At 50.8% G+C, this 23,913-nt stretch carries 30 protein-coding genes and 1 tRNA gene; 6 read left to right on the top strand and 25 right to left on the bottom strand.

Features of this window, described 5'->3' with window-relative positions; all coding sequences use genetic code 11:
• Nucleotides 1–13 precede the first annotated feature (13 nt).
• The 8 genes from AWJ19_RS07990 to AWJ19_RS07960 all read right to left on the bottom strand — a co-directional run bounded on the left by AWJ19_RS07990 (nucleotide 14) and on the right by AWJ19_RS07960 (nucleotide 6,874).
• A complete protein-coding gene (locus tag AWJ19_RS07990; protein WP_068722697.1) occupies nucleotides 14–1,639 on the bottom strand; it encodes an ABC transporter substrate-binding protein in 1,626 nt (541 codons plus the stop codon).
• Between the two features lie 111 nt (nucleotides 1,640–1,750).
• Nucleotides 1,751–2,647: a carbohydrate ABC transporter permease gene (locus AWJ19_RS07985; protein ID WP_068722695.1), complete on the bottom strand. Its 897-nt coding sequence runs from the start codon at nucleotides 2,645–2,647 to the stop codon at nucleotides 1,751–1,753.
• Nucleotides 2,648–2,659: 12 nt separating this feature from the next.
• A complete protein-coding gene (locus AWJ19_RS07980; protein WP_241781655.1) occupies nucleotides 2,660–3,577 on the bottom strand; it encodes an ABC transporter permease subunit in 918 nt (305 codons plus the stop codon).
• Between the two features lie 196 nt (nucleotides 3,578–3,773).
• Entirely contained in the window at nucleotides 3,774–4,742 is a 969-nt protein-coding gene (locus AWJ19_RS07975) for a LacI family DNA-binding transcriptional regulator (RefSeq protein WP_068722693.1), read from the bottom strand.
• A 200-nt stretch (nucleotides 4,743–4,942) separates the two neighbouring features.
• Nucleotides 4,943–5,028: transfer RNA gene (locus AWJ19_RS07970), tRNA-Leu, on the bottom strand.
• A gap of 263 nt (nucleotides 5,029–5,291) precedes the next feature.
• Entirely contained in the window at nucleotides 5,292–5,417 is a 126-nt protein-coding gene (locus AWJ19_RS37245) for a hypothetical protein (RefSeq protein WP_277815796.1), read from the bottom strand.
• Between the two features lie 172 nt (nucleotides 5,418–5,589).
• Nucleotides 5,590–6,117 carry a WGxxGxxG family protein gene (locus tag AWJ19_RS36385; protein WP_068722690.1) on the bottom strand — a complete coding sequence of 176 codons (528 nt, stop codon included), beginning with the start codon at nucleotides 6,115–6,117 and terminating at the stop codon, nucleotides 5,590–5,592.
• A 76-nt stretch (nucleotides 6,118–6,193) separates the two neighbouring features.
• On the bottom strand, nucleotides 6,194–6,874 hold the full coding sequence (locus AWJ19_RS07960) for a M15 family metallopeptidase (protein WP_068722688.1): 681 nt from the start codon (nucleotides 6,872–6,874) through the stop codon (nucleotides 6,194–6,196).
• Nucleotides 6,875–7,136: 262 nt separating this feature from the next.
• Here AWJ19_RS07960 and AWJ19_RS35700 point away from each other — a divergent pair, with 262 nt between their 5' ends.
• Nucleotides 7,137–7,298, top strand: coding sequence for a hypothetical protein (locus AWJ19_RS35700; RefSeq protein WP_198536518.1), 162 nt, complete (start codon nucleotides 7,137–7,139; stop codon nucleotides 7,296–7,298).
• 3 nt (nucleotides 7,299–7,301) lie between these two features.
• On the opposite strand, the gene AWJ19_RS07955 is transcribed toward AWJ19_RS35700, so the two are convergent.
• The 3 genes from AWJ19_RS07955 to AWJ19_RS07945 form a co-directional block, all read right to left on the bottom strand.
• On the bottom strand, nucleotides 7,302–7,604 hold the full coding sequence (locus AWJ19_RS07955) for a YolD-like family protein (protein ID WP_068722686.1): 303 nt from the start codon (nucleotides 7,602–7,604) through the stop codon (nucleotides 7,302–7,304).
• A gap of 220 nt (nucleotides 7,605–7,824) precedes the next feature.
• Nucleotides 7,825–8,439: a hypothetical protein gene (locus AWJ19_RS07950; RefSeq protein ID WP_068722684.1), complete on the bottom strand. Its 615-nt coding sequence runs from the start codon at nucleotides 8,437–8,439 to the stop codon at nucleotides 7,825–7,827.
• A 159-nt stretch (nucleotides 8,440–8,598) separates the two neighbouring features.
• Nucleotides 8,599–10,062, bottom strand: a complete 1,464-nt coding sequence (locus AWJ19_RS07945) for a glycosyl hydrolase (protein ID WP_068722683.1) — start codon at nucleotides 10,060–10,062, stop codon at nucleotides 8,599–8,601.
• Between the two features lie 324 nt (nucleotides 10,063–10,386).
• Here AWJ19_RS07945 and AWJ19_RS07940 point away from each other — a divergent pair, with 324 nt between their 5' ends.
• A complete protein-coding gene (locus tag AWJ19_RS07940) occupies nucleotides 10,387–10,824 on the top strand; it encodes a NucA/NucB deoxyribonuclease domain-containing protein (protein ID WP_068722681.1) in 438 nt (145 codons plus the stop codon).
• A 66-nt stretch (nucleotides 10,825–10,890) separates the two neighbouring features.
• Here AWJ19_RS07940 and AWJ19_RS35135 read toward each other — a convergent pair whose 3' ends face one another.
• A complete protein-coding gene (locus AWJ19_RS35135; RefSeq protein ID WP_157889962.1) occupies nucleotides 10,891–11,049 on the bottom strand; it encodes a hypothetical protein in 159 nt (52 codons plus the stop codon).
• A gap of 184 nt (nucleotides 11,050–11,233) precedes the next feature.
• On the opposite strand from AWJ19_RS35135, the gene AWJ19_RS33915 reads away from it, so the two are divergent.
• On the top strand, nucleotides 11,234–11,410 hold the full coding sequence (locus tag AWJ19_RS33915; RefSeq protein ID WP_082707758.1) for a YjfB family protein: 177 nt from the start codon (nucleotides 11,234–11,236) through the stop codon (nucleotides 11,408–11,410).
• Between the two features lie 120 nt (nucleotides 11,411–11,530).
• Complete coding sequence (locus tag AWJ19_RS07935; RefSeq protein ID WP_068722679.1) at nucleotides 11,531–12,073, top strand: ImmA/IrrE family metallo-endopeptidase; 543 nt, start codon at nucleotides 11,531–11,533, stop codon at nucleotides 12,071–12,073.
• Nucleotides 12,074–12,195: 122 nt separating this feature from the next.
• Here AWJ19_RS07935 and AWJ19_RS07930 read toward each other — a convergent pair whose 3' ends face one another.
• The 13 genes from AWJ19_RS07930 to AWJ19_RS35695 form a co-directional block, all read right to left on the bottom strand.
• Entirely contained in the window at nucleotides 12,196–12,972 is a 777-nt protein-coding gene (locus AWJ19_RS07930; protein WP_068722677.1) for a 2-phosphosulfolactate phosphatase, read from the bottom strand.
• Between the two features lie 193 nt (nucleotides 12,973–13,165).
• Nucleotides 13,166–13,300: a hypothetical protein gene (locus AWJ19_RS37240; RefSeq protein ID WP_128083536.1), complete on the bottom strand. Its 135-nt coding sequence runs from the start codon at nucleotides 13,298–13,300 to the stop codon at nucleotides 13,166–13,168.
• 98 nt (nucleotides 13,301–13,398) lie between these two features.
• The gene (locus tag AWJ19_RS07925) at nucleotides 13,399–14,235 is read right to left on the bottom strand and encodes a YitT family protein (RefSeq protein ID WP_068722675.1); all 837 of its coding nucleotides are present in this window, start codon (nucleotides 14,233–14,235) and stop codon (nucleotides 13,399–13,401) included.
• A gap of 160 nt (nucleotides 14,236–14,395) precedes the next feature.
• The gene (locus tag AWJ19_RS07920) at nucleotides 14,396–14,890 is read right to left on the bottom strand and encodes a DedA family protein (RefSeq protein ID WP_068722673.1); all 495 of its coding nucleotides are present in this window, start codon (nucleotides 14,888–14,890) and stop codon (nucleotides 14,396–14,398) included.
• Between the two features lie 4 nt (nucleotides 14,891–14,894).
• On the bottom strand, nucleotides 14,895–15,419 hold the full coding sequence (gene pssA / locus AWJ19_RS07915) for a CDP-diacylglycerol--serine O-phosphatidyltransferase (RefSeq protein ID WP_068722671.1): 525 nt from the start codon (nucleotides 15,417–15,419) through the stop codon (nucleotides 14,895–14,897).
• Nucleotides 15,420–15,460: 41 nt separating this feature from the next.
• Nucleotides 15,461–17,212: a HAMP domain-containing sensor histidine kinase gene (locus tag AWJ19_RS07910; RefSeq protein ID WP_068722669.1), complete on the bottom strand. Its 1,752-nt coding sequence runs from the start codon at nucleotides 17,210–17,212 to the stop codon at nucleotides 15,461–15,463.
• The gene (locus AWJ19_RS07905; protein WP_068722667.1) at nucleotides 17,209–17,889 is read right to left on the bottom strand and encodes a response regulator transcription factor; all 681 of its coding nucleotides are present in this window, start codon (nucleotides 17,887–17,889) and stop codon (nucleotides 17,209–17,211) included. The genes AWJ19_RS07910 and AWJ19_RS07905 overlap by 4 nt, the downstream gene beginning before the upstream one ends.
• A gap of 67 nt (nucleotides 17,890–17,956) precedes the next feature.
• Nucleotides 17,957–18,961 (bottom strand): alpha/beta hydrolase, encoded by a 1,005-nt coding sequence (locus AWJ19_RS07900; RefSeq protein WP_068722665.1) that lies wholly within the window; start codon nucleotides 18,959–18,961, stop codon nucleotides 17,957–17,959.
• 294 nt (nucleotides 18,962–19,255) lie between these two features.
• The gene (locus tag AWJ19_RS07890; RefSeq protein ID WP_241781648.1) at nucleotides 19,256–19,846 is read right to left on the bottom strand and encodes a transcriptional regulator; all 591 of its coding nucleotides are present in this window, start codon (nucleotides 19,844–19,846) and stop codon (nucleotides 19,256–19,258) included.
• Nucleotides 19,833–20,057, bottom strand: coding sequence for a MerR family transcriptional regulator (locus tag AWJ19_RS36380; protein ID WP_241781647.1), 225 nt, complete (start codon nucleotides 20,055–20,057; stop codon nucleotides 19,833–19,835). Before AWJ19_RS36380 ends, AWJ19_RS07890 begins: the two co-directional genes overlap by 14 nt.
• Nucleotides 20,058–20,218: 161 nt before the next feature.
• Nucleotides 20,219–20,425 carry a hypothetical protein gene (locus AWJ19_RS07885; protein ID WP_128083535.1) on the bottom strand — a complete coding sequence of 69 codons (207 nt, stop codon included), beginning with the start codon at nucleotides 20,423–20,425 and terminating at the stop codon, nucleotides 20,219–20,221.
• A 66-nt stretch (nucleotides 20,426–20,491) separates the two neighbouring features.
• A complete protein-coding gene (locus AWJ19_RS07880; protein WP_068722659.1) occupies nucleotides 20,492–21,280 on the bottom strand; it encodes a class I SAM-dependent methyltransferase in 789 nt (262 codons plus the stop codon).
• 176 nt (nucleotides 21,281–21,456) lie between these two features.
• Nucleotides 21,457–22,002, bottom strand: a complete 546-nt coding sequence (locus AWJ19_RS35695) for a hypothetical protein (protein WP_068722657.1) — start codon at nucleotides 22,000–22,002, stop codon at nucleotides 21,457–21,459.
• A 199-nt stretch (nucleotides 22,003–22,201) separates the two neighbouring features.
• On the opposite strand from AWJ19_RS35695, the gene AWJ19_RS07870 reads away from it, so the two are divergent.
• Entirely contained in the window at nucleotides 22,202–22,696 is a 495-nt protein-coding gene (locus AWJ19_RS07870; RefSeq protein ID WP_068722655.1) for an RNA polymerase sigma factor, read from the top strand.
• Nucleotides 22,693–23,649 (top strand): hypothetical protein, encoded by a 957-nt coding sequence (locus tag AWJ19_RS07865; protein WP_068722653.1) that lies wholly within the window; start codon nucleotides 22,693–22,695, stop codon nucleotides 23,647–23,649. Before AWJ19_RS07870 ends, AWJ19_RS07865 begins: the two co-directional genes overlap by 4 nt.
• The last annotated feature ends 264 nt before the right edge of the window (nucleotides 23,650–23,913 follow it).

Here is a 23,913-nt window from a genome sequence, read left to right as displayed (position 1 = left end):
ATCCTCTATTTATTTATTGTTTTAGATTTGCATTGTAACGGTCCAGTCCGGTCTGATAGATTTCCATCAGTTCATTCAGACCCATCTTTTCCAGCGTCTTGATATAGCTGTCCCATGCCTCATCTGCGCCGCCGTCTACAATGAATCTTCCTCTTTGTGTATTTACATATTTGATCAGTTCCGGCTCAATTCTGTTGATAGTGTCCAGTTCCTCAGGCTCAAAGAAGATGCTTGGGTAGTTTTCTTTTTCCATATACGGATTGTAGTATTTCTCAAGGTCAGCAGCGCGCTGCTGGGCCCGGGGCTCCATATCTACCACTTTGCCGAAGTCGTCGAAAGTAATGATGCCGGGCGCACCTGATCCCGGAGCAACCTTTTGACGGAATTCACCTGCAGAGGCTCCTTCAGGAAGCGGCAGATTTACCAGCTTGCCGTTCTCGTCCTTCTTGTACACGACATCGAGCGGGCCCCAGTGAATTTGAGCGGCCATATAAGGCTCATACTGCTGGTCGATCCAGCGCATAGTGATTTCCGGATTGCTGTTCGCTTTGGTAATGACAAAAGAACCGCGTCCCGGCCCGCCGCCATTGGCGCGTCCAATAGTCTGCTCTCCATCCGCGCCTTTAAGCGGAGACAGCAGCACATAATCCTTGGCACGTTCGGTACCGACAACCTCTTCTACTTCCCACCATACGTAGGAGCCCAGCGTCTCATCTGTCGTTTTGCCTTTGGCCAGATACTGCGCCGCATCTTGGGTGAAGGATTCCGGATCGATCAGACCCTGCTTATACCATTTTTCATGAAAATAATTCAGGGCTTCCTTATATTCAGGCTGAGTCGCCGTAAAAATAACCTTGCCGTCACGGACGACACGGTGCTCCAGATTATCCGGAAGCCCAAAGGCGCCGAATAGTCCGGCTATATCCATACACCACTGCATGTGCATGAAGCTAAGCGGGATTTCATCCTGCTTGCCGTTGCCGTTCGGGTCCTGTGTTTTGAAGGCCAGCAGCGCTTCCGTATATTCATCCAGCGTTTCCGGTACCTTCAGGCCCAGCTTATCCAGCCAGCTTTTATTGATAACGTGAAAGAAAGGGTTCGTTCCCAGGTTATTCTCTTCCCAGGACGGCAGTCCGTAGATGTGTCCATCCGGTGCTGTAATCGAGGATTTGATATCGGGACGGCGTTCAAGAAGCGCTTTCAAGTTAGGCGCATACTGGTCAATCAGATCCTCCAGCGGAATGAGGGTTCCGTCCTCACCGTAATTGATCAGCTCATAATCGGTAAATCCGGCCGCATAAAAGGCATCCGGCAAATCGCCGCTCGCCAGCAGCAGGTTTTTCTTCTCTGTATAGTCGGTATCGGGAATGTTCTCCCAGTTAATCTTTACATTAGTATCCTTCTCCAGCCGTTTGAAGATTTCCATCTCCGTGAACTCCGGCGCCAGGGCCGCCTTCGGGGCTACCATTCTTAAGGACACCGCTTCGTTTACAATCGGAAGACCGGTTGCATTAAAGTTCGCTTCCTGATCCGGATTCTCCGCCTGATTCTTGGACCCGTTCCCGTTACCCGAGCATCCGCTCAGCGCAAACGCTCCGGCAAGCATCACAATCCCCGCATTTTTGAATAAAGACTTCATTATCCATAACCTCCCTTTAGTTCATGCCACCCGTTAAGCGCTTGTATTGCTCTGCTATTTTTCGCCTGAATACGGCGGTGCATCCCCCCTCTCAAGTAGCGGATATGGATATCAGCCCTTGATCGAGCCGATCATTACACCTTTGACAAAATACTTCTGCAGGAACGGATACAAAATCAGCAGCGGCAGGCTGGACACCATGATGACCCCGTATTTGATCAGCTCGGTCACGCGCATCTTGGCTGCATAGGATTCCACATCAATCATCATCCCGGAATTGACCTGATTCTGGACCAGAATATTGCGGAGCACCAGCTGCAGCGGATACTTGCTCTCATCATTCAGATAGATCAAAGCGTCGAAGAATCCGTTCCAGAAGCCGACCACGTGGTACAGCACCATGACTGCCAGAATGGACTTGGACAAGGGAAGGACAATGCTCCAGAAAAATCTGGTGTTCGAGCATCCGTCGATCGAAGCCGCCTCCCACATTTCATCCGGTATGGACGACTGGAAAAAGGTTCTGACAATGATGACGTTGAACACACCGCCTGCCCCGGGAATGACCAGTGCCCACATCGTGTTCAGCATGTGCAAATCTTTTATCAGCAGATAGGTTGGAATCAGCCCGCCGCTGAAGAACATGGTAACCAGTAAAAACCACATAATCACCGACTTTCCGGCCAGATCCTTACGGGCCAGCGGATAAGCTGCAAATACCGTAACGGCAACTCCTATGAGGGTCCCCAGTGTCGCATATAGAATAGAATTCCCATATCCGATCCAGATGGAGGAGTCACTGAATATCCGCTCATAGCCGTCCAGCGTGAAGCCTTTCGGAAACAGCCAGACCTCGCCGGAGTAGATATAATTGGGATCGCTAAATGAGGCAGTCAGCACAAAGTACAGCGGGTATAACACAAGCAGCATGATGATGGTCAGCAAAATATAGTTGATGATGTCAAACCATACATCCCCTCTGCTCTTTCGCTTCAATAATTGGTTCATGATTGTTTCCTCCTACCACAGGCTGGTTTCTGTCATCTTTTTGGCGATCCGGTTGACGGTGAATATCAGAATAATATTGATCAGGGAATTGAACAGGCCGACTGCCGTTGAAAAGCTGTATTGGGCCTTCTGAATCCCCATTTCATAGACATAGGTCGGGATGATATTGGAGGTGGCGTAGTTCAGATCACTTTGCATCAGAAATGCTTTTTCAAAACCGATGCTCATAATATTGCCCAGTGCAAGAATCAGCAGAATCACAATCGTCGGCAGAATACTTGGAATATCCACGTACCATACACGCTTCCATTTGCTCGCCCCGTCCATGATAGCCGCTTCATGCAGCTCGGGATTGACTCCCGCCAGTGCAGCAAGGTAGATAATCGTAGCGAAGCCTGTCTCCTGCCAAATTCCTGAGAGGATATAGAGTGGACGGAACCAGCCCTCATCAGCCATAAAGAGGATGGGCTGCCCGCCAAACGCGGTAATCAGGTGGTTAACAAGACCGCTGTTAGGCGATAAAAACACATTAAGCATCCCGACAAGCACGACGGTCGAAATAAAGTGCGGCGCATAAATCACGGTCTGGACAAATTTCTTATAGGACTTGCCCAGCATCTGATTGAGCATAATGGCGATGATGATCGGTGCCGGGAAGCCGAACAGCAGTGAAAGAAAACTGAGAGAAAGCGTATTTGAGATGATAGTCCAGAAATTATAAGCATTGAAAAAATCTTTAAAGTGCTGGAAGCCTACCCACTCGCTCCCCCAGATTCCCTGGCTAGGCGAGAAATCCTTAAAGGCAATTTGCACCCCGTACATCGGATAGTATTTGAATACGAGATACAGAATAATAATCGGCAGCAAAAACAGATACAACTCATAGTCTCGCTTGAACCGGCTCCATCTTTTGCGGCTTGGTTTGATCATGGAGGGATCTGCCGTACTGGTTCTTGAATTCACGCTTATACTCCCTTTCAATTTAAAATTAACAGACGTTTTGAAACGTTTCCAATTTAGGCTAAAAAATATATTTTCTAACTTGAAACGTTTCCAATTTATAAAAGAAAAACGCCAGTCGGTGCATCCATACGGATAAGCTGATGTTTCTCTGATCTGCAGGAGATCATGTAGTCTCGCCTTGCCTGAACACAACAGGTATACGGTACACCTGCTTCTCCAGCGGAGTGCCTTCGATCTTGTCATACAGCAGTTTGATCGTCATGCGCGCCATTTCTTCCACTGGCTGCCTGATGGTAGACAGAATAGGATGAAAATACGGACTGTCCTGGATGCCGTCATAACCGATGACCTTCACATCCTCCGGAACCCGGATCCCCTGCTTGCTGGCCTGATCAATATAACAGGCGGCAAGCATATCGGTAATGGCAAAAATGCCGTCTGCATCGCCGTGGTTATGCAGGAATTCGTTAATAAAAGCCTGGTTGTCTACAATAGGATCGGGCTTCTCGTAGATTACATAATCGACGCCCAAAGCTTGCGCCTCATGGATGAAGCCCTCTCTGCGGTTCATCGTCTCACTGAACACCGAGGTGACACTTCCCATAAAAGCCGGCTTCCTGGCTCCCGCTTTCACAAGCTCTCTTAAGGCAAGACGCCCTCCCTCATAATTATCCGAAGTTACGCAGGTAATCTTCTTATTAAAGTGCCGGTCAATACTTACGATTGGAATATCATTACTCACATTATTCTCGATATCGTTGTAAGTAATGCCCACAATCCCGGCCACCTTGTTCTGGCGCAGCATATCGAGATAATACAGCTCCTTTTCGGGCTTGCCGCCGCTGTTGCACAGCATCAGCTTATAGCCTTCCCGGTCCAGCTCATCCTCAATGTAATAGGCCAGCTCCGAAAAGAAAGGATTCCAGATACTCGGCAGCAATAAGGCGACCATCCTGGACCTCTGCATTTTAAAATTCCGGGCCACTTCATTCGGAAAATAGTTCAGCTCCTGTATGGCTGCTTCTACCTTTTGGCGTGTCTTGGGTTTGACGGCGCCAGAGTTGTTAATGACTCTGGACACGGTACCTACAGCAACGCCGGCTAAGTTGGCTACATCTTTAATGCTTGTCATTTAACACCTCCGACCTCTCTTCTGAAAATTATAATAGCACCAAAGTGGAAACGTTTCAATAGTTAATTTGGAAACGTTTCAAATTTGATGCTGATAATCTTGCAATGCGCTGTTTTTGGAGCAAATCCACGGGAAAGTAAACATAATCTTAAAAATCCGCACAACAAAAAAACCTTGATTTCTCAAGGTTTTCACTGTAGTGCCGAGGACGGGGGTCGAACCCGTACGGTACTCACGTACCGCAGGATTTTAAGTCCTGTGCGTCTGCCTATTCCGCCACCCCGGCATATTATGTGCGCTCTTGCGCGACAAGAAATATCATATCACGTATCCGGTGATCACGCAATCCATATTACCATTATTTTTTATTTCACACTAGATTGGGGATACTTAGGCTCAACTGACGGGTCTCGTCCTATAAAACCATTAATTATCACACAGTGAAGTTGTTACTTACCGTAAGAGTAAAGTTACCTATAATTCCTCGCCAATAGCATCAATCGAGATAAATCAAAGGCATTTTTGACTTTGATTTCCGCTTCCAAGCGCTCAATTGACCAATTCAAAGGCATTTTTGCCTTTAATTCCTGCCTTTAGCGCAAAATTGCCTAATTCAAAGGCATTTTTGCCTTTGATTCTCGCCCACAGCGCATAGTCGCCCAATTTCAAAGGCATTTTTGCCTCTGATTCCCGCCCACAGCGCCCAAAGCCGCCTTAAACGCCTAAGCAAGCTAAAATCAGGGGCATCCCTGCCCCTGATCCCTGCTCATTACCGCCCAACAAAGGGCGGAACATTCAGCGGGCCATCCGCCAGCAACCTGCAGCCTCTACAGCAGCAGGTTACCTGCTAGTGACGTTCCCGCTCTCCGCTCCGGTTACGCATGCCGGCCAGACCCAGCAGGCCGATCAGACCGAGCCAGCCCCAGTTGGAGCCTCTGTCGTTGTCTGTATTAGCGGTTGTGCTGGTGGCGCGGTATCTGCCGGTCTGGGTGTTGTTGGCCAGCGGGGAAACGGTGCTGTTGTCATTGCCCCGTACCGCGTTGTTCACCATGTTCCCGCCTCTGCGCATTGTGCCGGTGGCGTTGTTCATCAGCTTGTCGCCGCTATGCTCGACTCTGTTCATCAGAGTATCGCCGTTGCGGTTCATCGTATTGCCAGTCTGATTCATCATCCGGTGGTCCGTTCCGTTCAGCATATGAGTACCCGTTCCATTCGTTTCACGGATGCGCTCGGTTCTCATACCGTTTGCCCCGGTATCCGGAATGGCTGTACCCATCCCCCCACCGGTGCCAGCAGCATTAGCTGCATAACCAGATCCCATCAGACTCATGGATAACAGTGTAGTGCAGGCAAGGCTTGTGACCAGCTTGTTCAAGAGAAGTGCCCCCTTTGAGGAAATTGTATTTCGCTGATAATTTCCCCATGTGGCTCATCATCTATACAGGTGGTCCTTATTCCCTGACGAGGTTCACAGTCCGGCTGGCAGCATCGTAGGTGACCTGTGCGCCCAGTGCTTCAGCAACCGCCCGTACGGGTGCGTAGGTTATGCCGTTATCCAGAATACCGCTGGTAATTTTAACTCCATTCAGTGTAACTGTAATGGCGTGATCCGTTTCGCCGGTTGTCCCGTTAATCAGGGCCAGTGCATCCTTGACCTGCTGCACCGTCGGCTGCCTGCCGGCCCGCAGCTGCTCTGTAGTCAGCCCAAAGGTCATCTCGAGATGGGAATAATCCTTGAAGGAGGTCCAGTCCCCGCCCCAGGCAAAACCCAGCTTCTTGGCTTCCTGAGCCACCTGCTGCCAGTCAGCCATCTTGTCATTGTTGCCGTCACGGGATGTATCCCATGAGACCGTTTTACCGTCCGGCAGGAGCAGGGCAAAATCAATGGCCAGACCATAGTTGTGATAACTGGAGCCGCCTCTGGCATTCGTTACAATGTTTCCCGGCTTGGTGCGGCCTTGCGCATACAGGGCATTTTGTTCGGCTATAGTCCGCATGCCCTGGGTGATGACGATCGGGATGCCTTTGGCGTAGCTGCGCTGGATCAGAGCACTGGCACCTGCCAGCAGAACCGGATGAAGCTTGCCCAGCCAGCCTGCCGATTTACTTTTCACCTGATCTAAAGTCAGCATTTTCCTCACCCCCTAGTATAGTAGATGCCCTCTCTGCCTGCTTTGCTTGTACGGTTTGCCTAAAGTGTGTGCACCTATTCCGTAAGAAACTGCTCAACAAATGACAAAAAGACCCCGGCCAGCAGGGTCATCTCATCCAATAGTTATAAGCTACATCAGAACCGCACAGCGGCATTCCCGGACCAAAAGCTTTTGGATGTTTTCCCGCCTAAACGGCCACACTATCCGAAATGAACTCCATTCCCGAAAGGCGGATTAGCCCATGGACATTCACAGTGACAGCTATAAGATTGCCGCGCTTAGTGACCGGAAGGACGCTGTTGAAGTAATCCGGCAGGCCGAGGAGGCTATTGCCCGGATAACAGGCAACAAAGAGGTTACACTGATCGCCTATGAGAAAACAGACAGCCCAGCCATAAATTAGGTATCAGGCGATGTAAGCCTCAGCGATGTCATCTACACGAATCCATTTCCATTCCTCTGCCCACTGCAGCTTGATCTCACGCGAGTGGGTATGAATGGAGGTGACAAAACCGCTCAGCTGCCTGCCCTCACCCTCACCATGCAATACCAGTGTTATACGGATATGACTCCGGAGTGATTGTGCAAGAGTACTCTCAATCCCTTCCAGTCTCCGCAGATTTGCAGCGGGTTCATCCGGGTGCAGTGCATCCTCTTCGTTCCTGTGAACAAGACCTCCCTGCAGGCCTTCCTCCAGCTGTTTACCCATCGCCGTTCCTCCTTATGTTGTTGGTAATCACTCGCGTTTCATCAATACGAACATACGTTTGTATTATTATAGCTGCAGATCCGGTTTTTAATCAAGCATCAAAAAATAACAACAGACGAGTTTCCATTTCATAGGTGCATGCTGCAGGCCGCAAGCAAAAGGCGCGCACAGCCAGGCTGTACAGCGCCTCTAATGAAATTCGTAACCCGCAAAAATTTGCTTATTCTGTGCTTGTATTCGTTGGTGCTCCGGTATCCACTGTATCTGCTTCTGTACCCACCACGGTTCCGGGAACAGTCCCCAGCTCCGTCTCAGCCGCGCTGTCCTCATCCAGCAATCCTACGGCTACTCTGGCTTGATTCACTTTGGAGATCCCGTACAGCATTGCTACATCCGCCTGCTGGTTCATGGCGTTGAACTCGTCTGCTGTAACCTCAGGGGAAGCCGCACTCTGCGAAGCCTGTTCTTTGATGGAATAGGCGCTCTGGAACGCAATGGCTGCATCTCTCAGCAGAGTCTCAATATTTTCCGGCAGACTCTTGGAAATTTCCACATCATTGACCTGATCAGCAATATCAGAGGCTGTGTCCTGGAAAGAATCAAGCGCCTCTTCAAGCTCCTTGTCCGTGGCAGCTCCAGTCGAATATGAGGTCAGTGTTGTATTGAAATGTTCCAGCGACGTTTTGCCCATTTCGTCAAACTTCGTCATTTCATTGTAAAAGTTCTGTACAGTCTCCTGAACCTCCTCCTCTGAAGCTGGCGCAGAGCTGTTATTGCTGCAGGCACTAAGGATCATTACCATTAAAAGTACGGTTATCAATAAGGCTTTTTTCATCGTCTCAAATCCCTCCACTTAACAGAATAATGGCGGGTTTTGTAAAGCGCAAATGAAATAAATGTAAAAAAAGCTCAAAAGCTCCAAATTTCAAATTTAAAGCGCCTTCATCGCAAAAAGATCTCCAAAAATCTGGAGATCTTCTGCAAACATACCTGATTAAGCAAGCACATAAGCAGTGGCGGGAATAACGGCCCGGGGCTGGCTGTGGCTCTCCCACATCAGAATAGCCTTGGCATCCCCCTGGTTCTCATAATACTCTACCTTCAGCTCATGCAGCTTGCCTTGAATCAGCTGTACAGTTCCTGTACGCTCTGTGCCGCTCTGCTTAATCCAGCTGTCGATGATAAGAACCCCGTCAACCCACACCCGTATGCCGTCATCCGAGTAGGTGTAGAGATTATAAGTCTCGCTGAAATCGGGCTTCAGTTTACCGGTCCAGCGTACCGCGAAGAAGTCGGCATTGATCAACGGATCAGGGCTCGTTTGTCTCCAAGTAAAGTTAATGGTCGAATCTGTCCGGACCAGTGCAGGAGCTCCGCTCAGCGTGATGTTATTGAAATACTCGCCTCTGATTCCAGGAGGATAGGTTTGCTCCCCTTCAGCGGCCAAGGCTTTATACTCGTCCCTGGTAATCACAAAGCTGTCATTCATAAAGGATTTGATCACAGCCTCCGTATTCTGCTCATACAGCAGCTTGGCCCAGGTCAGCTGGTAGGACCATTTGTTCTGCGATTTCGCCATTTCTGCCGGTAAAGGCAGTTTCCCGTTCTCACCAATGGCAATCAGCTTGCCGCGTCCAAGGTCCCACAAGCCGTCATGATGACTGGCTTTGAAATCCCCGTCATAAATGTCCAGGGCCAGCACATCTACCCTGCCGGCGCCGGGATAGTATTTGGCCGGCTCCTCGCTCCACTGGTTTTTGGCATTGGGGCTCCACACCCACAGCAGATTGTGCAGGCCGTGATAGACCGTATAACGCTCGAACATCAGATTCCACAGCTCCACGAAGCGGGTCTTCTGTCCCCACCAGAACCAGCCGCCATTCATCTCATGGTAAGGTCTCCAGAGAACGGGAACCCCTGCATCGTTCAGTTTTTTCAGGTAGACGGCTGTCTTGTCAAGGTCTGCCAGGAGCGCTTTATATTGAGGGGTACCAGGTGTAATATATTTTGCAAAATTCGCCTCGCTAAGATTCATCGAGACATTTGACCAGGCCGGGGCTGTTCCCGGCAGACTGGCATGGTAGGTCATAGTGACAATGCCGCCTGCCTTATGCCAGCGGATGGCACTATCTGTCACCCACTGACGCTGATTGGCAATCAGCGCTTCGGTCTGGTTGCCGATCGCTCCCAGCTCGTAGCCGTGAAGCCCGGCATATTGGCCGCTCGTAACCTTAAGCTTGTTGCTGAACTCATCCGCACTTTCCAGATAATCGTGTATTCCGCTGATGATTCCTTTGCCTTGAAGGGTATACAGCCTGTTCAGCAGATTCAGCGCCGGTGCTGTCAGCTTCTCATCGGCAGGAGCCCGCAGCAGGGCTCGGAAGGCTGACTGCCACGCTGCATCGTTAACCAGCCGGGATGCCGAATCGAGCAGATCCCGGAGTATGCGCTGTTCCATTTGTCCCACCATCCTTTTTTGTACCATTGTATGGGGACAACCGGTGCATGGAAGCGGCGGATGGCGGGGAAGCCGATAATCATTTTAATTTTTAAATATAGTGTCTTCAATTTTCATGCTACTACTGTATGTATACTAATAACTAGCTTGCTGCTTACTTGCGGGAATAACGAAGGGGCAGCAGATCAAGAATATCCTGATCATTCCGGACATCATCCGGCTTACCGATCTATTTTTCTTAATTTAGTATACTAAAATCTGCTAATTATAAGCTATACTGAGTAGACCCCAGCAACAAGATTTCAGCATAATCAGGAGGAGCACGTGAACAAACAGAAATTTATTCCAAGTCTTATTATCGTTGTGCTGCTGGCTCTGGCAGCTTACTGGTTCGAGGAGAACGGCCAGTCCGTCACGACGCCTTCCACCGGAGGTTCCGAGGTTGTACAGCTTGTTTTCCCCTCAGACCGTTACCCTGAAACCGCGGAGCATATCCAGGAGGCGATCAGAAACGGTGAGTCAGCGATATGTACGATCAACCGCGGGGATGCCGAGGAGAACCGCAAGGAATCCCTCAAGGGGGTACCGACCAAAAAAGGCTATGACCGCGATGAGTGGCCGATGGCAATGTGCGCAGAGGGCGGTGCCGGAGCAGACATCGAATACATAACTCCCGCCGACAACCGCGGTGCAGGCAGCTGGGTAGGCAATCAGCTGGAAGGCTATGCCGACGGAACCCGGGTAGAGTTTATGTTCAAATAAGCAGCAACAGCAGCAGCTCCGCACGCGCTTTCGCCTGGCGCGGAGCTGCATACGCCGGAACTATTTTCAGAATATACAGGCTTTTGTAATAATAACCAGCAAAATGAACAGAACCAGAATCGCATTGGTCGAGGTCATCCAAGGATTTACTACCGGTACTACCGGAGGCCCCTGATTTACTCCGCCAACATTGTTGTCACAGCCGCAACCGTATTCTGCACCCATTTTTTATTCCTCCCCTGAAATGTTTAATGCCTACAGCACAGAGTATGTAACAGGCATACCTGCAGTCTGGGCCAATCGGCAAACAGTTCTTCGCCTAATCAAAGCTAATGAATCCTAGCTATGCAGTCGATATACATTAGGAGTGTCGGCCATACCCCAATTCTAATGAAACAGGAGGTGCGAAATGGACATTGCCGCCTTATCCACTGCCATGAGCCAGGTGTCCCTGCAGCAGGCTGCCGGACTTCAGGTCCTGAGCATGGCCAAGAATTCAGCTGAAATCATGGCGCAGAATATGACCCAGATGCTACAGCAGAGCCCGCATCCGAATCTTGGAAAAACACTTGATATTCAGGTTTAATTGATTTATTCTTAAATACATAAGAACGTCAGTTCCGGTCTGATGCCGTTAAACCTTAGCCCTCCGGGCTTTTCTTTTACCCATAAATACGAACATACGATCCTATTTAGAGGTGATATTATGAAATCCTACTACCAAATGACCGCCCTTGAGAGCTGGACTGAAGATTTGTATCAGCGTCTGCAGGTGCGTAAGCCGGCCGATATTTCCATCCCGTACATAGCTGAACGGCTGAACATCTGGGTCCATTACCTGGATGTGCGCAGCAAGAGTGTTGAGGCCTCAGCGGGCATGTACACGATGTTCCTGGACAACCGGCTTCCGCCGGAGCTGCAGCGCCTCGAATTTCTTCATGAGCTCTGTCATCTGCTCCGCCATGCCGGCAACCGTATTCTGATGCCAGGGCATTTCACACAGGCGCAGCAGGATGAATCCGAGCGTTTTATTCTCTATGCGGCCATGCCCTATTCCATGATCTCTGCCGGACCGTTGCCCGAGCAGCGCGAGGATGCCGTCTATTACTTAGCTTCTACGTTCCAGGTGCCTGAGGAGATGGCTCTGCAGCGGATCGACCAGATTCAGCGGCGGATATTTCAGGGGCAGCTGATGGCGGTGATGGAACGGAGCGAGGAGAGAAAATTTATCCAGCGTAATATTCGTTAACAAAAAAAATGACCCCGCCGGCGTCCGGCAGGGTCCAAATCTATGAATAAGGGGGGTATGTCATTACTATACAACCCTTAACTTAATTCCATATGAAATTCTGCTGAAGCCAGGCTGAAATTTTATTTTTTCTGTGCAAGAGAGGGTACATTAACAAAACGGTTATGCTGCAGTACCGGCACGGCATAGCTGATATCCACCTGGCAGCAGTAAGTCACATCTGCCTCGTATCCCCGTTCCCGCAGTTCACGGCTGCTGGCAGACTCCCAGATCAGCTCCCTGATCCGTTGTCCGGAAGATCTCAGAGCACCGATGCAAACCTCCGCTTCCGGAGACTTGCTTCCGGATAACTTGGAGAGAATCAGACCAGCCCCCAGATAATCTTCGATGCCGGGACGCAAATTGTTTTCAGAACCGATCACATCCAGCCATTTCTCACCGCAGGGCACTACGGTAACCGGTATCCCCAGCTCAAGCCTCAGCCTGTTTGCAGTCTCAGCAACTGCTGAAGCATTCAAGAGGCAGCCGACCAGCAATGCAGGCACCTGAGCCGCAAGCCATATGCAGGCCGCACCGTTCGTGGAGCACAGAACAAAGTCACGCTCGTAATCAGCCGAGCTGAACGACAGCGGCGACAAGGAATGCCCTCCTGCTCTGAGCGCTTCGGCTCTGCCGCGGATAATTTCTGCTCCGAGCCCCTTGGCATAAGCTTTGGCCTGCTCATTGACCGGCGATGGATACGGATAAATGGTAGCCTTGTGCTGAACTGCCGTTACTACGGTAGAGGAGAAGCTTAATACATCGACCATAACGACGATGTCCCCACGTTCTGCTGCAGCCCTCGCCCCTCTTTGACCCCATTCCAGTTTAATGTCATAGGGCGATTGATCATAAAACACAGGTTTCCCTCCTCTCTGCAGGATTCATCTCATATGAACCTTCAAAGAGGGAGTTACCCATAGAAGGCAGTCTGCGAACCGCCAAATTACCGTTTCACTTCATTTTTTTTTGGAAATATCCTGCAGATCCTGTTTCAGCTTCCAAAGAAATAGCCCTGCCGGAAGTCCGGCAGAGCATATTTATCAAGTCAAATTATACCCAAAAAGCCTTAGTGATGATAACCAGCAGGATGAACAATACCAGAATTGCAGCAGTAGAAGTAAAAGGACTGCCGTATCCGCAGTTTGCTCCGCCAACCGGACTTACATTTTCACCATAACAACCCATTTCCAATTCCTCCTTCATGATTGAGAGTACACCATAGCATATGTGATTTGCCCGCTGCTGACTGGGTGAAACGGCAATGACTTTTCGCCCGGCTGCATTTATTTGGAGATATCAATAAACCCTTCACCGAACACATCGCGCACATCATGGATCGTAACAAAGGCATTTTTGTCCTCGGCCCGCACGATTTTTTTGAGCATGGAGACTTCCTGCTTGCTGATGGCGATGTAGAGCACGTTTTTATCCTCGCCGGTGTAGTAGCCGTAGCCCCTCAGCACCGTCACTCCGCGGTCCATAAGCTCGGTAACCTTTGCAGCAATTCGGTCGTGCTCAGCCGATATGATCGTTACAGCCTTTTTGGGGTTTACCCCCTCAATGATGAACTCCATGGCCTTGGTTCCAATAAAGAGAATAACGAACGTGAACATAACCTTCTCAAGCCCGATGACAAAAACAGACAGTCCGGCAACGATCAGATCAAAGAACAGCAGCGCGTAGCTGATATTCCAGTCCCAGTATTTATTGGCCAGCCGGGCCAGAATCGTCGTCCCTGCCGTTGTACCGCCAACCCGGATAATGAGTCCGATCCCGCCCCCGGCAAGCAGACCGGCAAAGACCGCATTAATCACCGGCTCACTGGAATCAATCCGCCAGTTCTCGGTCAGATACAGGAACAGGGAGTTGAAGGCCACAGCAATAATGGTATAGATGATTGTTTTATTATCCAGCAGCTTATAGCCGATAATCAGCAATATTCCGTTGAGCGTAAAGCCAACCAGCGCCGGCGACCATTTCAGCAGATAAAAGAGAATGATCGATACCCCGGTTACTCCCCCTTCACCAAAATCATTGGGGATAATAAATACATTAACTGCCAACGCAAACAAAAACGCTCCAACCAGCAGCATGAACAGCTCGTAACCTCTTTTTTTCATACAAAACGCCTCCAATACAATACAAAGTCTAATAACCCGGCAAATAACCCACAAAAAAAGCGACTAAAGGAGGTCATTCATCCTTTAATCGCTTCGGGTAAGCTCTTTTGATACTTCTGATCATAACAAGCAATCTATGGAATGTAAATACATCCTTCTGCTATGCAAAGGACAACCTGGCCCCGATAAAGTAGCCGATAGAAACAAACAAAATGGACCAGATCAAGGCACCGGCCGTGGTGATCAGCAGATACTTACGGAATGACATGGCGCTGATGCCGGAAATGTAGCTGCAGACATGTCTTAACCCGGGAATGAAGTAGGCAATAAACACAGTCCAGTGGCCGAACTTATGAAACCATCTTTTAACGCTGGCAAAACGTCTGGGAGTAAGGCCCACCCATTTGCCGAATTTCTCGACAACCGGCTGACCCACTCTACGCCCGATGGTATAGCTGATCAGCGTGCCTGTTATGGCTCCCATGAAACAAACCACTACGGCAACAGAAAAATTGAGCACCATCACCGAGCACAGATAGCCTACGAACAGCATCAGCAGCTCGTCCGGCACAGGAATGCCGAGAATCCCCAGTGCCATGAGCAGGAAGACTGCCAAATATCCGTATTGGGTAATCATCTCTATGATCCAGGGCATGGACTCACTTCCTGTTAACGTATTTTTTAAGCGACGGAAACGGAATATGACTGATCATCATTACGGATAACAGACCCATCATCATGATGACCCATCCCGGTTTCATATATTCAACAACTAATGAGAGCATGGACAAAATCACGCCGGCGGCTGTAATCGGCATACCGGTGAAGCCCGTGGACGGGGCTGATATATTGAATCTGGCCAGACGCAGCGCACCGCAGATCAAAAAGCCAACCGCGGCCGCCGGCCCCAGCCAGTGTACATTTTCCAGCTTGTATAACAGGATCAAAAAAGTCGGTGCCAGTCCGAATGAGATAATATCCGCCAGCGAATCCAACTGTTTACCGAACTCGCTGGTACAGCCCAGCATTCTGGCCAGCATCCCGTCCATCACATCGCAAAATGCCGCAAGCAAAATCATTACTAACGCCAGCTCATAGCGCTCCTGTATCGTATACAGCAGGGACAAGGATCCCAGTCCCAGGTTACCCAGCGTGCACATTGAAGGCAGCCAATTCCATTTCAAAACGGTTCACTCCTTTTCCGGCCTCAATGCCGCATGTCTGCTCAGCCTTCAAAGTACACACTGAAACAGACGCCATTTCCGATGTTTTTCACTGCATACCGGCAGCCGTGCATATCCAGAATCCGTTTGGCAATGGACAGCCCCAGCCCGGTTCCGCCTGTCAGCCGGCTGCGGGAGGGCTCAGCCCGGTAGAACCGTTCCCAGATCTGCTGCAGCTGATCCTGCGGTACAGGCTCACCCTGATTATGAATGCTGAACACACAGGCCTGCCCCTGGCCATCTATCCTGACGGTCACCGTGCTTCCTTCGTCTGCATGCCGGATGGCATTGGTCATGAAATTAAGCACCACCTGTTCGATCCAGCTGCTGTCGGCATACACCGGCGGCTCGTTCACCGGAATAACAACCACCTTCAGCCCCTTGCCCTCCAGCAGATGGATCAGCTTGTCAGCTACCTTTTCTGTCAGCTCACTCAGCATAAAAGAGCTCTTCTGCAGCTTAATGGTGCCAGACTCCAGCCTGGCCAGATCCAGCATATCCTTTACCAGAAACTCCATTTTGTCGGCTTCCTCAATAATGACCTTAATGTAGTGATCCTGCTTGCCAGCACTCACACCATCCTCCAGTCCCTCAGCGAAGCCCTTAATAATACTTAGCGGAGTCTTCAGCTCATGCGAGGCATTGGCAAAAAAGTCCTGCTGCATAATCTCCATCCGCTGTTTATGCTCCATCTCTTCCACCAGCTGGCGGTTAGCCTCACGCAGCTCGCGCAGCGCCGAATCCAGGCTTACCGACAAGGTAAACATGCTGTTTGACAGGCTGCCCAGCTCGTCCTTTTGCCGGATCGAGTTATCGCCTGTAAAGTCCAGTGAGACCATCCGTTTGGCGATATTGTTCAGCTTGATCAGCGGCCTGGTGACCATCTTGGAGAAGAACAGCGAGAGTACCAGAATCAGCGCTAGCCCGCCCAGCCCCAGATATAAAAAGAACCAGCGCAGCGCTTCATTCGAATCCTTGACATCCTGCAGAGAGGTAACCGTGAACAGCAGCTCTATCTCTCCGCCGGGCCGCTGAACAGGCAGAATAATGACAGAATTGCGGATCCCGCTCCAAGGGGCGGTCCACTCCTGCTTTTGCATTTCCAGCTGCTCCAGATCCGCCTTTTGCTCAGACGTCAGAGGGAACCACTCTTCCAGCGCCTCCAGCAGAATCCCCTGACGCGGATTCCATAGCTTGAGATCCGGCAATACAATTTCTGTGACGGTTCCGGACAGCCGTGTCATACCCTCTTCATGCATTCCTATCGTTCTGCTGCCGGCGGTTATGCTTACAGGATAGATCAGGTCCTGAGTGCTGCTGCTGTCCTCTTCAAAAAGCTCGCCCTCAAGCGTCAGCGTATCCTCTTCCTTGATATCCGCTGCCCTCAGCTCGTCCCCGTATTCGCTCATGAACATCGACAGGGAAACAACCAGCTCCCTGCCATCCTTCATCCGCAGCTTCATATGATACGGGTCGTCCGAATTCATTTTGCCGTCCAGCTTCACAATCGCCAGCTGTGTCTTGTTGCGCAGCATAAAACGGACCAGCTCCTGAGACAGCCGGCTGCCGGTCCATTGCTCACTGGTGTAGCTGGCACCAAAGGTTTTGAGATGCTTTTCGACCTTGCCCTCCTTCTGATGCTGGTAGAAGCCGTCAAAGAATAGCAGCTGGCCCAGAATGACCATTCCGTAAAAGCAGAGAAAAAAGATCACGGTCATCACAAACAGCTTAAAGGTAATTCCCTGCCTTCTCATGCTTCTTCCTCGAACATATAGCCGGTGCCGACCACCGTACGGATACAGCGTGACTCTGCGCCCAGCTTGCTGCGCAGCTTCTTGATATGGCTGTCAACGACCCGGGAATCCCCGTCAAATTCAATGCCCCAGACCCGGCTGAGAATGGTATCGCGGGAGACAGCAATGCCTTTATTGCGGATCAGCAGCCATAACAGCTCATATTCCTTGGGGGCAAGCTCCACCTCTGCACCTCCGATTTCCAGCCGGTGGGCAGAGGTATTAAAGACAGCAGCGCCAAATTTGAGGCTGCCGGAATCCGGCAGGTGACCGCCCTCCACCCGCTTCATCAGCGCATTGGCCCGCGCTACCAGCACCTTTGGGCTGAACGGCTTTGTCACATAATCGTCTGCTCCCGCTTCAAAGCCGTATATTTTATCGTCATCTGCAGACTTTGCCGTCAGCAGAATAATCGGAACCGCTGATTGCCGGCGGATCTCCCGGCACACCTCGAACCCGTTCAGCCTGGGCATCATAATATCCAGGATGATCAGATCCGGCAGCTGGGAGCTGAACCAGAGCAGGGCATCCTGCCCGTTGTCCGCTTCGTATACTTCCCAGCCATTTTGTATGAAATAATCTGACACCAGCTCGCGGATCCGGATTTCATCCTCGACGAGCAGAAGCTTCTTCTTCAATCCAGTCCCCGCCTTCAAACATGTTATTGGTACTAGCATAACTGGATGTTATGTCCTTTATGTGCCCTTATATCTCCCGCAGGAACAGCTCAATCTGTTCCATGTAGCCTTCCACAGTGATTTTTCTTGGTGCAAACAGGCTGATTAGAGTCGCCCGCAGGCTGGAATCCGCTGTTGCCGTCCTGAGCATGGAGTGCTCAGTATCCGGAAACACCTTGACTGTGAGCAGGGAGGAAGGCAGGATGCGCTCCCGGTACACCCGCTCCGTTTCTTGTACATCTACATTAATATCGTCATCCCCCAGCAGCAAAAGTAGAGGAGACTTGAAGTTCCGCAGATCCTTTTCCGCGTCCGCGGTGAAATTCCGGCTGACAAAGGTCCAGCGTGCCCTGGACATTATTTTCCCGGGATGATCAAGCTGTACATATTCCTCATAAGCCGCCCCCTGCTGCAAAAGCTCATTAACCCGCTGCTCATAGGCCATCTGACTGCTGATTTCATCTGTGCTATAGCCTTCTTTGAGCATCTGCTGCTCCGTGTTGTACGCTCCCTGCCTGAGCCAGCTGATGGCCGGTGAGACGAGAATGCTGAACGCAAGCGGCTCAGCCTCGGCAAGCTTTGGTATGACCCAGCCTGCCTGGCTGGCTCCCCATACCCCGATCCTGCTGCTGTCTATGGAAGGCTGTTCTCTGGCCCAGACCAGCGCCTGGCGTGCCTCCTCCACCCGGTCACTGATGCTCTGGTCCAGCCAGTTCCCTTCCGACCCGCCGATCCCTCTTTTGTTAAAGGAAAGAGAAGCAAAGCCCAGCGAAGCAAGCCGCTCCCACAGCGGTTTATATCCATCATTATGGGAGGCGTTGACCGGCCCGTCGCCGTGAATAAACAGCACCAGCCCATGCTTGCCGGAAGCATGCTTGGGCAGCGTCAGCAGACCGGTCAATTTACCCTGCGGTGTAGAGATTTCTACCGGCTGCTCTACCATATCGAAAGTATTTTGCCGCAAAATATATAAAGCCGCACCCAGCATAATAAGCACGATTACAATTGCTAAAGTGATAGCTTTCTTTTTCATAGAGATGAACCCCCTTGTTAACCGGCTAAGCAGGCCGTGCTCCTCCGAAGATGTGCTGAACGAGAGCCGCTCGTACAGGCGTCTGGCCTGCCCGTTACTGCCTGGGACATGCAGACTCAGATAATGCAGCTCCGGCTGATTCCGCATAAACTCCTGTGCCTGCCGGATTAGCAAGTGAGCGGATATCCAGCTTTGTCAGCGCAGCGAATTTTTCCTGAAAAACGTGAGCCAGCAGAAAACTGACCTCGCGGTTGTATTTGGGCTGCATGTTCTCAATAGTAATCGGCCGGTTTGTCATCCTTCCTCTGTGCCTTTAGCTGAAGTATCATCAGGATTTATGCAGAGCAGAAGTTCGTAATGAAGCTTGTCTTGGCTGAACAGGGAGAGGTACGATTTTTCAATAATGATTAGCGGTCCTGACATTGGGCGGTATTCCTTTTCAGCATGGTGACTGAACTTCTCTATATGCTGTTCAAGCTCCCCCTCACCGGCAGCCTGCACCGAATAAGAGAGGTATTCTCCTGCCGGCAGGATCCGGTCGCCCTCCTCACCCGGCTCCTCAGCGATATACAAGATAACCGTTCCCGAGCCATCGTAAAGGTAATGAATATCCGCCTCGAATAGTCCCTCAAGCACACTCTTATGTTCAGCCAGCTTTCCCGCATCAAGTGTCATTTGGGCCTCCAGCCTGAACCACTCCCGCAAAGCCTGCGCTTCACGCCGTTTTACATGATAATTCTGCTCCTCCTTCTGAAACTCATGATGCTCCTGCAGCACCTTGCCGATGAAATGCTGCAGCTGCTGCAGCCGTGCAATTTCTCTGCTGATCTCTGTCTGCGAATACTTAAGCCTCTGCTCTGCCAGTTCAGGGTTATCCTCCGTCATACATTCTTTTATTGATTGAACCGGCATCCCCAGCTTGCGGAGCAGCAGAATTTGTGACAGCCGGTAAGATCTGGTCGATGCTGTATTTACGGTACTGGTTCGAATCGGTGTAGGCGGGCAGCAGAAGCTCTTTTTCCTCAAAATAACGGATCTGGTGAACCGAAACCTGCATGAGCCTGGCCAGCTCGCTAATGGTAATCTCTTTCTGCATCAGCCATCCCCCGCTTCCAAGTATGTATCCCTATGATAAACCTTAGGTCAGACCTAAGGTCAAGATTATGTAACGGGAATGCCCGGTCGCTGCCTCTCTCCTCGAATCAGTCTTCTACAAAAAGACCATCCTTATAAGGATGGCCCGCCCTGCTGATATGTTCATTTTGCCAATAGATTCTTCAGCATAATCAGCCTCTTGAAGCCTTCTGTCCCGGCCCAGCCGCCTGCACTCGCCAAAATCACGTTATGGAACAACTTCATCGCAATAGAGTAGGTCATCGTTCCAAGCACAATCTCTATCGCCACAAACCGGAGAATGTCCCCTTTGGTAATGATATAAACTCTGAACTCCTGGTTACGCAGCACTGGTCCACCACCCCAATTGTGTTTTATGTACCCATATGCTTACGTCTGGTTGTCTAATGCCTACAATCAGGGTTTCAGCGGAGACAGCTGCACATCTTTTTTGTCGGCGATCAGGGTATAAAACTCGGGAAAGCTCGGATCGGCCGCGTTACGAATCTCTTCAAAGGTACGGATATACAGCCCGCTCGCTGCGACTGCTGTAAGAATATCGCCCACTGTCCACGCCCTCGTCAGAACGCTGGATAATCCTGAACGCTCTGATTCCGGGAGCAGCCTGGCAAAGGCCACCTCACCTTCCCGGACCGTATCGTCAAAATAGTTGCCTGTCGGCTGCCGGAGCGTCTCTGTGGTCTTCCAGGCCCTGGCAAACGGATGAAAATCCGTCAGCAGCAGCCGGCCATCCACACCCAGCCTGCGATTCACAAGTGTGAACAACGGCTTCAGATCAGTAAAATAATGCAAAACCCCAAACTCCATCAGCACATAATCGAATTGCCCGAGCGTTTCTTCATCCGGGATATGCAGGACATCCGAGCAGATATAATTCAGCTGCACACCCGCTGCCGCCGCAACCTCAATGGCATACCGGCGGTTCTCCGCCGAAATATCGACTACTGTCACCTCTGCGCCTAGCAGGGCCAGGGGAATCGCTTTTCTGCCGTGGGAGCCAAGCAGGTTAAGGACTTTTTTGCCGGATGGATCACCTGTGTATTTCAGCCAGTAACGCAGCGGATGCCGGGGGTCCTTCTTCAATTCTCCGGCAAGCGCCTCGGGTGTTCCGTGATGCTGCACCCAAGCCTGATAAGCCTTCGTTTCCCAAGCCGCCTTGTTGGCACGTGCCAGTTGTTCCTGCATACAGTAAGCCCCCTTGATAAAAATGGAATTTATTCCAAGGTTATCAGTTTACTACAAAGGCCGAAGGTTAGATAGCGGTAAATGGAAGATTGATCCTTCTGGAGTTTGTGCACATTGTCGCGCTCCCGCAAAAAACCAGCCTGTAAAGGCTGGTTTTTTGTTTTTTGTATCAATACTCAAAGCTCTGACCAGGTAATATTAAGCTCAACCATACCGGGTTCAGCCGACAGCTCGCCTCCAATGACAGACCAGACTTGCGTATTGTCCGGCGAGTTGCCCTGGATAATCAGATTCTTCTCATCTATTGTTTGTACAGCCTCACTTCCCAGCTTATCAGCGAAATAATCCTTGTACGTTTTGGTTACAGATTCCATGCTCTCATTGGTCTTGAAAATGAGCAGAGCCGCCTTCTTGCCCTCATTCTCCTCCGAATGCGACACGCTGATCACAGCATCTTCCGGGAGCGGGAAGTCATCAGGTAAATTCTCCGGCAGTCCTTCTGATGCAGCTCCCGCAGCCGGCTGTGCAGCAGCCTGATCAGTAGCCGCCGGCGCGGCCGATGCAGACGGCTGGACCGAAGCGGCCGCTTCTGGCGTAGCAGCTGGTGCAGATGGCTGAACCATCGAAGCTGCGTTATCCGCCTTATTATTGCTGCTGCAGGCGCTCATGGTAATAGCGGCCAGCACCAGACCGATTCCTGCAAAATATTTTCTGCTATACATATCCTCACCCCTTCATCTGTTAAAGGTCACATACCATTTTCCAAAATAAGGTATGCAGACTTACCGGATTTTACCCCGTTTCCCCTTGGCATAATCAGATTTAGCTGACATGACAGCGTGATATTTAAATTCCCGGAAACAAAATGTGACCAAATGCCGTTCGTAATGGTGTTACAGGTATAAAGGAGGTCATTGCATTATGCAGCGATCCATGATCCGGCCGGGAAATCATGTGATAAAGAGTTACGAGGCTTATTCAGATATGCTATTCAGGATTGCTATGATCCATTTGGGCAGACGCCAGGATGCCGAGGAGGCCGTTCAGGATACATTCATCAAGCTGATGGAAAAAGCGCCGGATTTCAATGATGCCGAGCACCAGAAAGCCTGGCTGATCCGAGTGCTTACCAACACCTGCAAAACGATGCTGGGCAGAGGCTGGCGCAAACGTGAAGTTAAGCTGGACGGCGCCGACGCGCTGGCGGCAGACAGTCCGATGGATCTGGCGCTGCTGCAGCTGGTGCTGGCCTTGCCCGTGAAGCTCAAAACAGTGATTCATTTGTATTACTACGAGGATTATCCTGTCCAGGAAATCAGCAGTATTCTGCAGATCAGCGAGTCCGCTGTGAAGATGAGGCTTCAACGGGGACGGCAGCTGTTAAAACTGGAACTGGAAGGAGCGGAAACCGAGTGAACGACAAACAATTTCGACAACAATACAAGAAAGCGGTGGATTCTATGAAACCAGGTGAAGAGATGAAAAACGGATTGATCAGCAGGCTGGAACAGCAGCAGCAGGAGCGTAAACGCCCGCGCAAAACAATGTACATCGCAGCAAGCCTGGTAATCGCCGCCGGAATTGGCCTTGCAGGGCCGACTATCTGGCAGCAGATTAACAGCCCGGCAGCACCGGCACAGGTAGCCCAGGTTGACCTGGGAACGGGCATCACCATCCCTAAGGTGGAGCTGCCTGATCCGGATTCCCAGGTCAAGGCAAGCATGCTCGCCTTGGTTGTATATGAGGGCAATGTGTATACACAGTCCGCTACCCGCATTGATGCTGCAGACGCTGCCGCCCTGCTCGGCGACAAGCTGGGGACCACTACAGGCGGCATTGACGAATGGACCGGCAAGGATGGCTACACCGAGCTCGCCTCCAACATTGGCGTGACAGATATCTATACGGTAAAAGGTTACGATTCCGGGTTCCTGATCATGTCCTACTCGGAAATCGACGGTCAGGTATTTGCCGATCTGTATGAGCATACAAACGGCATCACCGTAAACAGCGGCGCCGACCTGATCGGCAAGCTGAACCTAGAAGGCCGGATCGCCTCGGCCCAGTGGGAAAGCTTCCACAGCTGGAACAACGGCCTTCAGCAGTATGCACCGCTTGCTGGCGGTGAAGCGCTGGATAACTTCGTGACAGCACTCCAGGCCGCTAAACCGCTTGCTGCCGAGCCGCTGATGGAGCAAGGCATCTACGATGGCGAAGACCGCAAGATTGTCTATCTGGAGCTGGAAGATAAAGCACAGGTTCAGCTGGTGCTCTTCGGCCAGGGGCTCGTACGCTATGGCAATGCACCGGTGTTCTTTGAAGTCGAATCCGGCGCATTCCAGGCGCTGTGGGACAGCATGACTCCATAAGGATGGCGGTAGCCCGCGGCAACGGGCCTGATGATACTAATAAAAGCAGCCCGGCCTTGGTAGGCGGGCTGCTTTGCTGTGTAATATTTTATTTTCACCTACTACATATTAATAACTCAACTTTCGCAGCTAGAAAATCGGCTTAAACCCTTGAGGCTGTAAGAAGAATTCGCTATATTTAGCCAAGTTGACAAAAAACACCTCGCTTGTTTGGTATCATGGAAGTGTCGAGCTCACATGCCAACAAGAAAGGTGCGCAACCCT

Source organism: Paenibacillus sp. DMB5, assembly GCF_001517085.1.
GTDB lineage: Bacteria > Bacillota > Bacilli > Paenibacillales > Paenibacillaceae > Paenibacillus_AQ.
This window is presented reverse-complemented; position numbering and strand designations above follow the sequence as displayed.

What these genes read in the sequence shown, in the direction of transcription:
- AWJ19_RS33915 (WP_082707758.1), top strand. Translation starts at nt 11,234, where the DNA reads ATGGACATTGCCGCCTTATCCACTGCCATGAGCCAGGTGTCCCTGCAG.
- AWJ19_RS07935 (WP_068722679.1), top strand. Translation starts at nt 11,531, where the DNA reads ATGAAATCCTACTACCAAATGACCGCCCTTGAGAGCTGGACTGAAGAT.
- AWJ19_RS36380 (WP_241781647.1), bottom strand. Translation starts at nt 20,057, where the DNA reads ATGCAGAAAGAGATTACCATTAGCGAGCTGGCCAGGCTCATGCAGGTT.
- AWJ19_RS07980 (WP_241781655.1), bottom strand. Translation starts at nt 3,577, where the DNA reads ATGATCAAACCAAGCCGCAAAAGATGGAGCCGGTTCAAGCGAGACTAT.
- AWJ19_RS37245 (WP_277815796.1), bottom strand. Translation starts at nt 5,417, where the DNA reads ATGCCTTTGAAATTGGGCGACTATGCGCTGTGGGCGAGAATCAAAGGC.
- AWJ19_RS07990 (WP_068722697.1), bottom strand. Translation starts at nt 1,639, where the DNA reads ATGAAGTCTTTATTCAAAAATGCGGGGATTGTGATGCTTGCCGGAGCG.
- AWJ19_RS07900 (WP_068722665.1), bottom strand. Translation starts at nt 18,961, where the DNA reads ATGAAAAAGAAAGCTATCACTTTAGCAATTGTAATCGTGCTTATTATG.
- AWJ19_RS07945 (WP_068722683.1), bottom strand. Translation starts at nt 10,062, where the DNA reads ATGGAACAGCGCATACTCCGGGATCTGCTCGATTCGGCATCCCGGCTG.
- AWJ19_RS07920 (WP_068722673.1), bottom strand. Translation starts at nt 14,890, where the DNA reads ATGCCCTGGATCATAGAGATGATTACCCAATACGGATATTTGGCAGTC.
- AWJ19_RS07880 (WP_068722659.1), bottom strand. Translation starts at nt 21,280, where the DNA reads ATGCAGGAACAACTGGCACGTGCCAACAAGGCGGCTTGGGAAACGAAG.
- AWJ19_RS07910 (WP_068722669.1), bottom strand. Translation starts at nt 17,212, where the DNA reads ATGAGAAGGCAGGGAATTACCTTTAAGCTGTTTGTGATGACCGTGATC.
- AWJ19_RS35700 (WP_198536518.1), top strand. Translation starts at nt 7,137, where the DNA reads ATGGACATTCACAGTGACAGCTATAAGATTGCCGCGCTTAGTGACCGG.
- AWJ19_RS35135 (WP_157889962.1), bottom strand. Translation starts at nt 11,049, where the DNA reads ATGGGTGCAGAATACGGTTGCGGCTGTGACAACAATGTTGGCGGAGTA.
- AWJ19_RS07960 (WP_068722688.1), bottom strand. Translation starts at nt 6,874, where the DNA reads ATGCTGACTTTAGATCAGGTGAAAAGTAAATCGGCAGGCTGGCTGGGC.
- AWJ19_RS07925 (WP_068722675.1), bottom strand. Translation starts at nt 14,235, where the DNA reads ATGAAAAAAAGAGGTTACGAGCTGTTCATGCTGCTGGTTGGAGCGTTT.
- AWJ19_RS07975 (WP_068722693.1), bottom strand. Translation starts at nt 4,742, where the DNA reads ATGACAAGCATTAAAGATGTAGCCAACTTAGCCGGCGTTGCTGTAGGT.
- AWJ19_RS35695 (WP_068722657.1), bottom strand. Translation starts at nt 22,002, where the DNA reads ATGTATAGCAGAAAATATTTTGCAGGAATCGGTCTGGTGCTGGCCGCT.
- AWJ19_RS37240 (WP_128083536.1), bottom strand. Translation starts at nt 13,300, where the DNA reads ATGGGTTGTTATGGTGAAAATGTAAGTCCGGTTGGCGGAGCAAACTGC.
- AWJ19_RS07890 (WP_241781648.1), bottom strand. Translation starts at nt 19,846, where the DNA reads ATGACGGAGGATAACCCTGAACTGGCAGAGCAGAGGCTTAAGTATTCG.
- AWJ19_RS07955 (WP_068722686.1), bottom strand. Translation starts at nt 7,604, where the DNA reads ATGGGTAAACAGCTGGAGGAAGGCCTGCAGGGAGGTCTTGTTCACAGG.
- AWJ19_RS07870 (WP_068722655.1), top strand. Translation starts at nt 22,202, where the DNA reads ATGCAGCGATCCATGATCCGGCCGGGAAATCATGTGATAAAGAGTTAC.
- AWJ19_RS07985 (WP_068722695.1), bottom strand. Translation starts at nt 2,647, where the DNA reads ATGAACCAATTATTGAAGCGAAAGAGCAGAGGGGATGTATGGTTTGAC.
- AWJ19_RS07950 (WP_068722684.1), bottom strand. Translation starts at nt 8,439, where the DNA reads ATGAAAAAAGCCTTATTGATAACCGTACTTTTAATGGTAATGATCCTT.